This window comes from Ruegeria sp. CDSA021 (assembly GCF_059612325.1).
Genome location: NZ_JBXWQJ010000026.1, coordinates 23,439 through 37,652, shown reverse-complemented (window position 1 = coordinate 37,652; position 14,214 = coordinate 23,439). Strand labels below are relative to the sequence as shown.

At 56.9% G+C, this 14,214-nt stretch carries 9 protein-coding genes; 2 read left to right on the top strand and 7 right to left on the bottom strand.

The features are described from left to right. Positions 1 to 628 precede the first annotated feature (628 nt). The 5 genes from AC2FLD_RS21325 to AC2FLD_RS21305 form a co-directional block, all read right to left on the bottom strand. Positions 629 to 2,365, bottom strand: coding sequence for a Mur ligase family protein (locus AC2FLD_RS21325; RefSeq protein ID WP_496673983.1), 1,737 nt, complete (start codon positions 2,363 to 2,365; stop codon positions 629 to 631). Positions 2,366 to 2,379: 14 nt separating this feature from the next. Beyond that, entirely contained in the window at positions 2,380 to 5,181 is a 2,802-nt protein-coding gene (gene cphA, locus AC2FLD_RS21320; RefSeq protein ID WP_496673985.1) for a cyanophycin synthetase, read from the bottom strand. Positions 5,182 to 5,201: 20 nt separating this feature from the next. Continuing rightward, positions 5,202 to 6,092 (bottom strand): cyanophycinase, encoded by an 891-nt coding sequence (locus AC2FLD_RS21315; RefSeq protein WP_082643737.1) that lies wholly within the window; start codon positions 6,090 to 6,092, stop codon positions 5,202 to 5,204. A 55-nt stretch (positions 6,093 to 6,147) separates the two neighbouring features. Continuing rightward, the gene (gene iadA, locus AC2FLD_RS21310) at positions 6,148 to 7,314 is read right to left on the bottom strand and encodes a beta-aspartyl-peptidase (protein ID WP_496673987.1); all 1,167 of its coding nucleotides are present in this window, start codon (positions 7,312 to 7,314) and stop codon (positions 6,148 to 6,150) included. 254 nt (positions 7,315 to 7,568) lie between these two features. Beyond that, a complete protein-coding gene (locus tag AC2FLD_RS21305) occupies positions 7,569 to 8,204 on the bottom strand; it encodes a cation efflux transmembrane domain-containing protein (protein ID WP_496673989.1) in 636 nt (211 codons plus the stop codon). A gap of 72 nt (positions 8,205 to 8,276) precedes the next feature. On the opposite strand from AC2FLD_RS21305, the gene AC2FLD_RS21300 reads away from it, so the two are divergent. Continuing rightward, positions 8,277 to 8,693: a MerR family transcriptional regulator gene (locus AC2FLD_RS21300; RefSeq protein ID WP_496673991.1), complete on the top strand. Its 417-nt coding sequence runs from the start codon at positions 8,277 to 8,279 to the stop codon at positions 8,691 to 8,693. A gap of 616 nt (positions 8,694 to 9,309) precedes the next feature. Here AC2FLD_RS21300 and AC2FLD_RS21295 read toward each other — a convergent pair. Both AC2FLD_RS21295 and AC2FLD_RS21290 read right to left on the bottom strand, forming a co-directional pair. Next, the gene (locus AC2FLD_RS21295) at positions 9,310 to 9,978 is read right to left on the bottom strand and encodes a GntR family transcriptional regulator (protein ID WP_496673994.1); all 669 of its coding nucleotides are present in this window, start codon (positions 9,976 to 9,978) and stop codon (positions 9,310 to 9,312) included. Between the two features lie 9 nt (positions 9,979 to 9,987). Next, positions 9,988 to 12,885, bottom strand: a complete 2,898-nt coding sequence (locus AC2FLD_RS21290; protein WP_496673996.1) for an FAD-binding and (Fe-S)-binding domain-containing protein — start codon at positions 12,883 to 12,885, stop codon at positions 9,988 to 9,990. A 145-nt stretch (positions 12,886 to 13,030) separates the two neighbouring features. Here AC2FLD_RS21290 and AC2FLD_RS21285 point away from each other — a divergent pair, with 145 nt between their 5' ends. Continuing rightward, the gene (locus AC2FLD_RS21285) at positions 13,031 to 14,188 is read left to right on the top strand and encodes a pyridoxal-phosphate-dependent aminotransferase family protein (RefSeq protein WP_496673999.1); all 1,158 of its coding nucleotides are present in this window, start codon (positions 13,031 to 13,033) and stop codon (positions 14,186 to 14,188) included. Positions 14,189 to 14,214 lie beyond the last annotated feature (26 nt).

The window sequence follows — 14,214 nt, the reverse complement described above, 5'->3', positions numbered from 1 at the left end:
AGATGCCCGAAAGTCTTCCTGTCAGCCATCGCACTCGCCGCACTCGTCATCTATTGGCTATGAGTCCTGAGCCTAGCGATGATGAACGCAGTTTGGAGTATTTTTTTTGACATTGAAAAGCAAACCTTTCCAAAAAGGCCCGCCTCAGGAGAACTCAGCCCAACAGACGAACAATGAAGAGGAACCGACAACTACAAAGTGACGGAAGAGATGTGGAATTCGGTGATCTATCTTGGACCAGGCTGTTCACTGGTGAGAGACCGTTAGTTTGAGCATTTTCAATGTCCACTTCGTTCGCAAGCCGGTCGTAGCCAAGATTTGGGAGAGCGACCGCTTTATGGTGAGGGCGGTCGTTCCTGTTCGAAACTCCGAGTTTTCGGGGGTGAACGCCCGCTCAAGGCCACTAATCGGTCATCTAAGTAAATCCGTCAGGTGACTGCGCTGAGCCCAAAGTACCGGATACTGCGCAACGATCACTTGGCGGGTTCTGCACCGTAGTACGCCTCCGATCGGTCTCAGGACGAAGGTGCAACATTTTTGGTGCATACTTCCCCGCCTGTTTGCATTTGCGCGCGCTTACATCGCCGTGTGCTAGCTACAACTGCGTGACACCGGCACCCGGCTCTGTTTATCGGTCGAGCATCGCGAGAACGGCGTCGCGATCGGACAGAACCAGCAGCAAGGCAACATCTCCCGGCTCAAGCTTTTCAAGTATCATTGAAGCGGCTTGTGTGGGCGAAGGAGCTCTGAGTATTTGGTGCGCACCATACCCATGGTCCAACGCTGCCCGTTCGATCAGATCAGAAATGTCACCCAATTCGCGACCTCTGAGATACCCCTCAAGTTCTGTTGCGACGACCACGTCGGGTTCGAAGTTCAGCGCCGTCGCAGTGACGTCATGGATATCCTGATCGGATCTGTCCCCGGCATGGCTGAGCATTATAAAACGCCGTTTTGCCGGCAGGCTGGACAGGGCATCGCAAACGGCCGAAATCGAATGCGGGTTATGGGCAAAATCCACAAAAACCCGCGCGCCATTATAGAGAAACTCGTTGCAACGGCCCGGGTTGTCCCTGGCGTCGGGCTTGAACCCTGCCAACCCCTTTCGAGCTGCCTGAACGGGCAGGTTCAATGCCAGGGCAAGGCATAAGGCCGCTAGGACGTTAAGGGTGTTGTATTTTGCTACGCCCCCCATGGTCAGGGGCACATCGCCGACAGCGATCACCACCCGTTCCGCCGCACCATCGAAAAAGACGATTTTTCCCGACCGCACATAGGCACAGCACTTGCCCGCATCGCGGGCCTGACGGATCAGGGCATTCTGCGCATCCAGCGAATACCACCAGATATTCGCAGATGTATTCGCCGCCTCGGCACGGACAAATTCATCATCGGCATTCAGTGCCAGCACGCCACCCTCGGCCAGCGTGCGATGCACGGCGAATTTGGCCTGAGCCAGTTCCGGCACCGTGTTGACCCCGTATTGCCCCAGATGGTCGTTTGCCACATTGGTGACCGCCGCTGCCGTTGCCGCGCGGGTCGGCAGACCCCGGCGCAGGATACCTCCGCGCGCGACTTCCAGACAGGCGACCTCCAGCCTTTTGTCACGCAACAGCATTCGACCGCCGCCAGGACCGGAATAATCGCCACGGTCGAGAATGTCGTCTCCCACCCGCACAAATTCGGTCGAGGTCAGCCCGGCAACCTTGCCAGAAGCGCGCGCGATCGCCTCAAGCAAACGGGTTGTAGTTGTTTTGCCGTTGGTTCCGGTAATGAAGGCCACCGGGATATTGTGCAGAGCCGACCAGTCCAAGTCATCAGGGGTAGGCAGCGCATCGACCGGCCAGGTCTGACTGCCAGTACCGTGCCCGATCGACACTTCGTCATCATCGCACAGGATATCCACACCATGCGCCTCTGCTGCCGCAATCAGGGCAATCAGCGCGGGATTGGCTTCCTTCTCCATAACGCTTTTGACATCCGCAACCATCTGATCGAAATCGCCGGGCTCGGATGCCAACAGTTCGGCAGCACAGAAATGCCAGACGGTTTGCACCGCGAAGATCGCGGAATAGAGCTGATCCATCGGCGCTGAAATCGCCAGATTGACGCCACCGGTGAAACTGCGGTGGGTTACGTCCTGATCCTGCCAGCCAAGCCCGTCCAGCACGCGGCGCGCGTGTTTTTCCCACAAAGCGGTGACCTGCGCGGCGCCGATATCGGTGAAAAACACATCCATCACCGCGCCGGGGCGGTTCCACAACAGTCCCGGCCCGGTCAGGCGTCGGGCATCGTCTACCCGGATATGATCGGCGTACGCGCTTTCAATTGTCAGCGCGTTTTCAAGCTCTTCGATCCGGTCCATTCCGGTACCCCCGCTCAATCCGCGTCTTCGCTGATGTCGCGGGCCAGGCGCACGCCGCGCGCATCCCGGATCAGGTTCTGGTCGCTTTCGAACATGTCCTCGAACGAGGTGTCGATGGGGCTTGCCACCGGCGCAGCCTCTGGGACTGGCGCTTCGCTATCGGAGTTGAAATAGATGATCTGCTTCCAGCAGCGCGTTGTGTCATCACCGAAAATCACCAGCAGATCGCCCGGTGCGGCCTGTTCCAACGCTGCAGTCACCGCTTCGACCTCATCCGGGATGATCGTGATCGCGGCATCATCGACGCCGTTGTCGATCAGGGCCTGCCGCATCATTTGCGGCACTTCGTCGTGTCCACGGCCCCGGCGGCGGTCATCTGCCTTGCAGATGAAATGATCAAAATGCCCGGCCAATGCGGCGGCCCCGTCTACGATATCCTCATCGCGCCGGTCGCCGGGCATCGCAACAACGCACAGCCTTCGGCCCTTGACCTCCAACTGATCGGCCAACGCCGCCATCGCCGTGAGCGCGGCAGGGTTGTGGCCATAGTCGAGAATCACCTTGAAGGGATGCTCGTCATAGACATTCATCCGCCCGGGTGCCTGGAAATAGCTGGTGTCGAAGGTGCGCAGCCCGTGGCGGATATTGTCCAGGTCCACTCCGAAACTATAGGCCATCGCGGCGGCGAACATTGCGTTCTGGACGTTGAAGATGGCCTTGCCTTCCAATGCCGCCGGGATCAGATGCGACCACAGCACCGGGATATGAAGACCGTTGTCATAAATGGTCAGCATGTCACCATTCATGCCCTTTTCAAGCACAATGGCCTTGCCGCCTGCTTTGATATGTTCCTTGACCAGGCTGTGCCCCGGGTTGGTGGTGACATAAAAGATCTGATCCGCACCGGCATAGTCGGCCATTTTCAGACAGTTGATGTCATCGGCATTCAAAACGGCCGTGTCGGTGGCGCTTTCCACCACCACGCGTTTGACAACGGCCAGTTCCTCAACCGTGTTGATGCCGCCAAGGCCCAGATGATCTGCCGAGACGTTCAGACAGGCCGCTACGTTCGAGCGCTGATAGCCCAGACCCGACCGCACAAGTCCGCCACGTGCGGTTTCCATCACCGCAAAATCGACAGCCGGGTCGCGCAGAACGATCTGTGCCGACTTGGGTCCCGTCATGTCGCCCTTGACGCTCAGCTTGCCGTCAACATAAACACCATCGGTCGAGGTCATGCCAACGGTCTTGCCGCTGGTTTTAATGATGTGCCCCAGCATCCTTGAAGTGGTCGTCTTGCCGTTGGTTCCGGTGATTGCCGCGATGGGGATACGGGTTTCCTCGGTGGCCGGAAACAGCATGTCGATCACTTTGCCCGCCACGTCGCGCGACTGACCTTCGGACGGTGCCACGTGCATCCGGAAACCGGGGGCGGCGTTCACCTCGACAATCGCGCCGCCGATATCCTTGTAGGATTTGGTGATGTCGTCGATAAGGAAATCGACACCGCCCACATCCAGCCCGACGGCCATGATGGCACGCTCGGCCATGTCACGGTTGTCAGGGTGCACCACATCCGTCAGATCAATGGCCGTGCCGCCGGTCGACAGGTTCGCGGTTGATCGCAGATAAAAGACCTCGCCGTCAGGCAGCACAGTTTTTTCCGTCACGCCCGCATTTTCCATCAGGCGTTTGGCCTGATTGTCGATCTCCAGCATGGTCAGCACTTTTTCATGCCCGATGCCACGGCGCGGATCCTCGTTCACGATATCGACCAGTTCGGCAATCGTGTGCGTGCCATCGCCTACCACATGGCCCGGCACGCGCTTGGCCACCGCGACCAGCTTGTTGTTCACCACCAGCATCCGGTGATCGAACCCGGTGATGAAGCTTTCCACCAGAATGGCGCGGCTGCGGGAATGTTCCTTGGCTTCGGCAAAGCCTGCCTCGACCTCTTCATCCGAGTTCAGGTTGATCGAAACACCGCGCCCATGATTGGCATCGAGCGGTTTGACCACCACCGGGTGCCCGATCCGTGCGGCGGCGCGCACGGCTTCACGCGCGGAATAGACCATGCGTTGCTGCGGCACAGGCAGGCCCAGATCGTTCAGCAGATTGTGCGTGTCTTCCTTGTCGCAGGAAATCTCGACCGAGATATGCTTGGTCTCAGAGGTTATGGTTGCCTGAATGCGTTTCTGGTATTTGCCGTGCCCGAACTGAACCAGTGACCCAGAATTCAGCCTGATCCAAGGGATGTCACGCTCTTGCGCGGCCTTAACCAATGAGCCGGTTGAGGGACCAAATTCCTTGCGCTGCGCCCGCAGCACAAAGCTACGCAACTCGTCATCCCAGTTGAATTCCGGGTCGAAGTCGTAGTCCACCTGTTCCTTGAGGGATTGCGGCAATAGATACATCAGCAGCCGCATTGCCAGCTTGCCTGCGTCCAGACCAACATCGCGCTGGCGGTATTCGTAAACCATGTTGTATTGGCCGGGTTCGCCTGTGCCGCGCGTGCGGCCAAAGGTTACATCCGAACCGGCCACGTTCTGCACTTCAATGGCACAATGTTCCAAAACATGACCAAGCCAAGTACCTTCATCTTCGCGCAATCGGCGGATGAAACCACCGGGTTCGCGGTAGGAACAGCCATGTTCCGCCAGACCGGGAAGGGCCTGGGTCAATGCATCAATAAACTCGGAACCAATTTTGGCCGAAGGCCAATCTTCCAAAACGCCCAGATCAATGACGTGGCGAATGACCGGAAAACTTGCCCAGACATTCGGGCCGACAAAGACATTGGTCGAGATTATTTTCATGAGGTTCCTCGTTGGTTAGATTATTGTTTCCCCCCGCTGGCGGCCTCATCCCCGGACAGATCCGGCAAAGTGCAGAACGCCATATGCTCATCCGGCGGAAAAGCCTGGCGAGCCGTCAGATCATAACGGCACCCTTCACCCAGAACGTCAAGCCGAAGTCCAAGAAGGCTGAGTGCTTCGCCGCGACGGGCATCCCACATCGAAGAATGGGTCAAATGGCTCGCATCCACCACGGTAACCGTTCCGCTGCCGATTACTTCAAAGACGTTATCGGGCCCAATGAAGGCCGCCGTGTCTTCGTCAACGCCCAATCCGATTAGAAAAGGGTTAAAAGATGAAGCGGTTAGCAATCGACCCAGGCGGTTGCGTTGGGTGAAATGCTGATCAATGATGACGGCGTTGGTCAAACCCATACCGGGAGCCAGCGTGATGTTACCTTCGGCTGGACCAGAGTTGCTGCTGCCGCCTGCTACCATATGCTCGGACATGATCGAAGCACCGGCCGAGGTTCCTGCAACCGGCACCCCTGCCGCGTTTCGACGCCGGATTTTCTGGGCGACCAGCGTGCCTCCAAGAATCGCTGACAGGCGCAACTGGTTCCCACCGGTCAAAAAAATCCCGGTCGCACGATCCAGCATCCCCGCGTAATCCGGGTTGTCGCAATCGGCGCGGCGCGAGATAGGCAGGAATTCAACCTTGCCTGCACCAAGCTCGGAAAAGATGCGGTTGTAGTCCGGTCCAGTTTCTTCCAGCATCGAGGCTGTTGGGATCACGACGATATCAGCGTCGGCACCGCCGGATAGTTCTACGAACTTTCGGTGAATCTGCATTTCCTTGACGCGGTCTTCACCGCCGCCGATCGGAATGATGAACCCGCGCGGGGTTTCTGCATCAACGGGTGCAGGGCACATATCTTAACTACCTTCCGGTGCTATAGCGGGCAGCCACCGAGGACCGCGCGGGCGCTCAAACCTGTTCATACATGCCGCGTCGGGCTATCTGGCCGTCGCGTACATGCCATTCCCCCCGGGCCATCACATGCCGCACGGCAGTGTTTTCGTCAAGAACGACCAAATCAGCGTCCATACCCACGTTCAGACGACCCTTTCGGTGCAGCTTCAGCAGGTCAGCGACATTTGAGGTCAGCGGAGCCAGAGCTTCGGGCATTGGTACTCCTCTGTTGGTGAGTTCGCGCAGCATGTCCGGCAAAGTGTCGGACAAACCCACACCGAACCGTGTCAGATTGCCTTCATGGTCAAAGGCGGGCAGGCAGCCACCACCGTCAGAGCTGATGGTGAAACGGTCCGCGTGACCGCCCAAATCGCGAAACTGAATGTAGGCCTCAGCAGCAGAGATGCCCGGCTCGACATGTCCGCAAGGGAATGCGGTTGCGTCGATGTAACATCCGTGCCGTACTAGTGCCACGGCCTGTTCGAAGAGTGGTTTGTTGCGATTGACATGGGTTGGATTGAAGACGCGTGCGGGGATTTCGCAGGTCGCGATAGCCTGTTCCAACATTGACAGCCCTCGCTCGCCATCTCCCATATGGCAATGCACAATCCCCGCCTTGCCAGTCATCAGACCCGCGACATGCGCCTCGCTCGCGATCCGCAGAAACTCGTCCAATGTCGGTTGGCTCGACCGGTGATCGCTGATCGCCAGTTCCCCAACACCGATGACCGGATCAAGGAACACAATGTCTCCACGGGCTGAACCGGTGAGGGTGGTCAGTGGGACGTGATAGCCACCGGTGTGACACCAGGCTGAAAGTCCTTCTTCCCGCAACCCATAGGCCTGTTGCACCAGCGTCTGGGTGTTGCGTGTCAGATCGTCCGTGCCCAATACTCCAACGACTGAAGTGACACCGGCACGCGTGAAAGAGGACAGGACAAGCGGCGGCATCCGACTGGCTGGTCCGGTTTCACCGCCACCGCCAGTTATATGCGCATGCCCATCAATAAAACCCGGAACAACCGCTGCACCTTCGACGTCAATGATCTCTGCCTGAAGCTGGTCCGGCAATTCGGGATTTTTACTGCCGAGGTAAATGATGCGCTCACCCGCGGTGAGAATATGGCCCAAACCTACAGGCTCAGGTGAATAGAGACGCGCATTCTTGATGAGCTTCAACACGTTGCAAATCCGTCAGTAGGAGCGAAGACGTCCTTCTTTGCACCAAATGGCAGCAAAAGAACCATCCCCTTTTTCAGGGAAAGCGTAGATGTCGGTCGTACGCCACTAGCAGACAATGAGAAAAATGAAGCGGATGGCAAGTTTGTCCGCAAAGTAGACGTTCACGCAAGTTGCAGCGAAAGACCGCACCGAGCCCATACCTGCCAAGATGCCGCGCTATGGCGAAGGTCTGTTTTTGCGCTTGGTCGGCTGCATCATGCTTCCGCGTGCTTATGGTCGCTCATTTCCCGGCGCTCAGCCAAGGCTTGGCGCACAATTTGGAAGGCAGACGACAGAAAGAGCCCGGCCATGACGGTTGCCACGACAAGATCAGGCCAACCTGTCGACGTACCCCAGACACCAAGTGCTGCAAACATCACTGCCACGTTCCCAATCGCGTCATTGCGCGAACACAGCCAAACCGACCGAACATTGGCATCACCATCTTTGTAGCGGACCAAAAGCAAGACGCTTGCTAGATTGGTAAGCAACGCGAGAAAGCCGACGCCCCCCATGATCTCTGCAGTTGGAACGCCAACATAGAAGACGCGATAGATAGTCGATCCGAACACCCAAATGCCCATCATCAGAAGGCTGATGCCTTTGAACAGTGCTGCATTCGTTCTCGCGCGGAGAGAGGCCCCGATGACAGCAAGCGAAATGCCGTAGGTGAGCGCATCGCCTGCAAAGTCGAGTGCGTCTGCCTGCAGCGCTTGGGATTTGGCCAAATGACCCGCTGTCATCTCGACAAAGAACATCGCCGCGTTGAGCGCGATCACGATCCAGAGCCGTCTTTTGTAGTCATCTGAAACACCGTCAAACTTGGCGTCATGTCCGCAGCAACCAGCCATGGGAATCCTCTTTCATCTTTGGTTGTTCATGATGTAATGTCTCTAGTGACTAGAGGTTCAAGAGGTTTCTTCATGTTTTCCATTGGCGAGCTTTCTAAGCGCACAAAGGTCAAAGTTCCGACCATCCGGTATTACGAGCAAATGGGACTACTGCCCGAGGCAGAGCGCACGTCAGGCAACCAAAGACGATACGACCAAGCTGGGTTGGAGCGGCTGAGCTTCATCCGCCATGCGCGTGATCTTGGGTTTTCAATTGAAGCAATTTCTTCGCTGATCGAATTGCAGGAGCACCCCGACCGGTCGTGCGAGGCTGCGACGGATATCGCAACATCTCAACTTGAAGAGGTCCGCGCCAAGATCAAACGCCTCCGAACACTTGAAAAGGAACTCAACCGGATATCGAAGGGCTGCAATGGTGAAGGCGTTTCCGAAGACTGCTACGTATTAGCATCGTTGGCCGACCACGGCTTGTGCGACAGAGACCACTAGAACACCGGGGGAAGCGGACATTTGACCGCTAAAAGTTAACGGCAGCTAAGTCCGCTCAGCGGTCATTCAGACGGAACGCAGCGAACGGCTGCTCTGAGCCCAAAGTGGCGGATGCTGCGCTCGGCACAAACGGGTGCGAAGCGCGCATTGCAGCCATTGGACATCGCAAGGGCGGCCCTTAGCTGCCATTCAAGAGATCGATATTGCTGCCGGCGGCGCGCCAGAAAGCGGACGTTCGTAGAGACCTAGTTCTCTTTGATGAATATTTGAGGACGGCGTGCCTTTGGGTTCAGTTCGTTTGCTCTGTGCGTTCTCCGCAAACACAAAGAAACGAACGGGACAACTGTGGCGCAGTATTGTCAACACTCAGGAAATGAACTTCCTGCGAATGTACGTCCGGGCAGTCCAATCATAGAACGACATTTTCTGATCGAACTCAAAAGACTGAGTTAGTGCTTTCTTCACAATGTGCATCATCCCAGCTTAGTCTGCCCAATAATCTGGGTTGAGCTGTGTGCCGGGTGTCTCCGCGCGGAGATTACCGCGCATTCTCCTCCAAAGATGCAGGTTCCTATTCCATCGTTCGAAGCAATCGATACTTCAAAAATGTCCCCCACTATTGGGTCCGTATCCACTTCACAACAGAAGCCCGTTTGGCGTCCATGTGGTGCAAAAGGGTGATAGCAAGATTTTTGCCGTCCCGGGCGACGAGATATTCGAGAATCTTCTCGTGCTCCTGCACAGCATCGTACCAACGGCCATCGGTCATATTTGCCAGGTAACGGGCCCGCTGCATCCGCAAAGACAGGGCTTGGCAAGAGGTCCTCAATGTCCCGTTTCGGGCCGCAAGCAGGATGGCACGGTGGATCTTCTGGTTGATGCTAAAATAGGCGTCCAGATCCCTGCTTTCATAGCTTTCGATCATTTGTGCGTGCATTGAGCGTACTTCTTCTATTTCAGTGTCCGTAATATGCTTGCAGGCCAATTCGCCAGAGAGCGCTTCAAGCGCGCCCAGCACAGGAAAGACATCTTGCACCTCTTCTTCGGTGACCTGCGTGACCCAAGCCCCTCGATTTGGCTCCAGCCGCACAAGCCCATCGGACGCAAGCACCTTCAGCGCTTCTCGGAGCGGTGTTCGTGACACACCGAACCGATCACACAGTTCCTTTTCGGGCACCTTGGCCCCGGGCTTTAATTCGGAGTTGATGATCAAGGTCTGGAGCCTCTCAACCAGCTCGTGATGCAGAGACTTCCGCATGATTGTCTGAGACGTGTGAAGTGTCATAGCGTTACCTCAGGGCTTCAATGCACGTTCCAGCAGACGCGCGATATGGATAGGTTGACGATCCGTCATGTCGGCCACTTGATGACGGCATGACGTGCCATCGGCAACAACAATCGTGTCTTCTGAGGCCGCACGCACCGCAGGGATGAGATCAAGCTCGGCCATCTTGCGAGATACTTCGTGTGTTTCGACGCCATAGCCAAAGGCACCCGCCATGCCGCAGCAGCTGGTCTCGACCACCTCAATCTCCGTGTCGGGTAAACGGGCGAGTGTCTTTTTGATTGAGGACATCACGCCCATCGCCTTTTGATGACAATGACCATGCAGCAGTACTTTTTGCGTAGGAGAGGTCAAAGGAAGGACAAAGTCAGGGTTTTCGGCTTGGTCTGCGATGAACTCTTCCAACATGCGGGCGTATTTGGCCAACAGCTTGGTATCTTCACCGGGCAGCAGGGCTGGAATTTCATCCCGGAGAGTCAGCAGGCAGCTGGGTTCCAAACCTATGATCGGAATACCGCTTTTGGCATGGGGCAACAGGGCGTCGACAAGGCGTTGTGCTTCCTGCTTTGCTTCCTCAATCAGACCAGCCGATAGGAAGGTCCGCCCACAACACAATGGCCTTTCGCCTTTCGCAGGGGATGCAATCTGCACCGGTACATTGGCGGCCCTGAGCACCTTCAACGTCGCCCGAAGGTTTTCTGGTTCGAAATATCGGTTGAACGTATCGGCAAAAAGAACCGCTTCAGGCGCTTCTTGCGGTGCGACCTCGGCGTCTTTGAATGGCCGTGCATGCCATTTTGGTAAATCGCGCGTTTCGGTAAACCCGCTGAATTTCTCGGTCAACTTTGCAAGCCCCGGGACGCTGTTGCGCAGGTTCAGCAGGAACGGCATCCGCGCTGCCCAGCGGGCGTAGCGCGGCAGGTACGCAACCAGCCTGTCATGCAGGCTGAGCCCATTTTTCTTGGCCCTGGCTGACTGCACTTCGATTTTCATCCGGGCCATGTCCACGCCGGTCGGACATTCCCGTTTGCATCCTTTGCAAGATACGCAAAGCTTCATCGTCTCTGCCATCTCATCAGACGTCAGTGCATCCGGCCCCAACTGACCCGAAATCGCCAAACGCAGAGTATTCGCACGCCCGCGTGTCAGATCCTGCTCCTTGCGAGTCACCCGGAAAGATGGGCACATAACGCCGCCTTTCAACTTGCGACAAGCGCCGTTGTTGTTGCACATCTCAACGGCGCCCTGAAAGCCTCCGCCACTGCCTGTCCATTCTGACCAATCAAGGCCAGTCCGAAATTCAGGCACGTTGTAAACCGGGCTGTACCGGAAGAGCGAGCGGTCGTCCATTTTGGGCGCGTCGACGATCTTTCCGGGATTGAAAAGACCGTCGGGGTCGAACCGTCGCTTCACCTCGGCAAAATTTGCCACCATTCGCGGTCCGAACATCTTTTCATGAAATTCCGAGCGCACCAGCCCGTCGCCATGCTCACCTGAATGCGAGCCCTTGTAGCGCGCAACCAAATCAAAGCATTCCTCCGCGATTGCGCGCATCTTTTTGACGTCCTGATCCAGCTTGAGGTTCAGGACAGGCCGCACGTGCAAACAGCCAACGGATGCATGCGCATACCACGTGCCGCGCGTGCCATGTTTTTCGAAAATCTCTGTCAGACCCGCCGTGTATTCGGCCAAATCAGGCAATTCGACCGCGCAATCCTCAACAAAGGATACTGGCTTTCCGTCCGCTTTCATTGACATCATGATGTTGAGGCCGGAGCTGCGCAGATCGGCGATGCGTGCCTGCATCTTCGGATCGGGCACCGCCGTCACACCGCCCCAGTTCTTGCCGCTCTTGTCCCAGGCAAAGCCCAGATCGCCCATAAGCTCCTCAAGCTCTTTCAGCTTTCGGGGGTGCGTGCTGGTGTCTTCTTCGGCGAACTCCACCAAGAGGAGCGCGTCCGGTTTACCCGTCACGAATTCCTCAATCGTGTCGCGGAACATCGGTATGTCGCGGGCCAACGCAATCATCGTGGCATCGACCAGCTCCACTCCCTGCGGGTTCAGCTTGACCAGATGTTGGGCTGCATCCATCGCCTGATGGAAGGTGGGGAAGTGACAGACGCCCAGCACCTTCTCTGACAGAATGGGCCATAGCTTCAGCTCGATCGCGGTAGAATAAGCCAACGTGCCCTCTGACCCCACCAACAGGTGCGCAAGGTTTTGAGGCGTGTCGCGAGGCACCAGCGCGTCGATGTTATACCCCCCGACCCTGCGCATCACATTGGGGAATCGGGAATCGATCTCAGCCGCTTCCCGCGCGCCGAGCCCCAGCAGGTCATCGCGCAACGCTGCAAATTCGAGGTCCCCCGCGTTTGCAACCAACCTGAAATGGTGCTTGCTGCCGTCTGCCAGAAAGGCCTCTATCGACAGAACATTGTCACGCATCATTCCGTAGCGCAGAGATTTACCGCCACAGGAATTGTTTCCCGTCATCCCCCCAATCGTCGCCCGCGACGCGGTGGAAACATCGACCGGGAACCATAGCCCATGCGGTTTCAGCGCACGGTTCAACTCATCCAGCACGATGCCGGGTCGCACAACGCAGCGCATCCCCTCGACATCCAGCTCAAGAATATCATTGAAATACTGCGTGTTATCCAGCACCAGCGCGGTGTTTACAGTCTGGCCGCATTGGGATGTACCACCGCCGCGCGCCAGCACCGGGACGCTGTGCTCTTGCGCGATATCAAGAGCCGCTCGGATATCATCCTCGGACTTCGGTGACATTACACCAACCGGCATCATCTGATAAAGTGACGCATCCGTCGCATAGCGCCCGCGCGAAAATGCGTCGAACAACACATCACCCTCAACACGTTTTTTCAGGGCTTCGGCAAGCTGCGGCATGGGCGGTCCATTATGTTTTGAAGGAGTCTTTTTCGTTTGACTTAATTATGAATTCAAAATTACGCTGGCACAACAGAAATCAAAACCTGTGGGCCCAAGCACTGTGCGATGCCCTCCAAAACATTTGACTGTGAGACCTGCAATCATGAGAAAAGCCGGCCGCCATTTTCTGCAAATCCCCGGCCCCAGCGCTGTTCCGGATCGCATCCTTAGCGCGATTGGTCAGCAAACCATCGACCACCGCGGCCCGGACTTTGCCAAGGTAGGTCTTCGTGCGCTGGAGGGGATGAAAAGCATCTTCAAGACCGATGAACATGTGTTCATCTATCCGGCTTCTGGCACTGGCGCATGGGAGGCTGCATTGGTCAATACACTCAGCCCCGGCGACCGTGTCTTGATGTTTGAAACAGGGCATTTTGCGACGCTCTGGAAAAAGCTGGCAGAGAAACTGGGTCTGAAGGCTGAATTCATCGAAGGTGACTGGCGTGGGGGCGCGAACCCCGATCAGATCGAAGCCTATCTGGCCGAAGACAAGTCACATGAAATCAAGGCTGTCTGCGTTGTGCACAATGAGACCTCGACCGGCTCCGTCTCCCCTATTGAGGAAGTCCGCAAAGCGATTGACCGCGCGGGGCACCCCGCCTTGTTTATGGTCGATACGATTTCGGGTCTGGCGTCGCTGGATTACCGCCATGACGAATGGGGCGTGGATGTTACGGTTTCAGGCTCTCAGAAAGGTCTGATGCTGCCCCCCGGTCTTTCATTCAACGCCGCAAGCGCCAAGGCGATGGACGCGAACAAGAACGCCAAATTGCAACGCTCTTACTGGGATTGGGCCGACATGGTTGGCCCGAACAAAACGGGATACTTCCCCTATACGCCCGGCACAAACCTGCTGTACGGCCTGAACGAAGCCATCGACATGCTGCACGAAGAAGGGTTGGACAATGTCTTTGCCCGTCATGCCCGCCACGGTGCAGCGGCGCGCGCAGCGGTGCGCACTTGGGGGCTGGAAGTGCTTTGTGCTACTCAAGGTCAGGAAAGCGGCGTACTTACGGCTGTAAAACTGCCCGAGGGCCACAGCGCCGATGCTTTCCGCGCCACTACGCTAGAGCACTACGACATCTCCTTTGGCAATGGCCTGTCCAAGGTCGCAGACAAAGTGTTCCGCATCGGCCATCTAGGTGATTTCAACGACTTGATGTTGCTTGCAACCCTTGCCGGTGCCGAAATGGGCCTGAAACAGGCGGGAGTGCCCCATGCGACTGGTGGCGTGCAGGAGGCGATGACCCACCTCAGCTAACCGAATGCGCAGCAGACTGCCGCGCC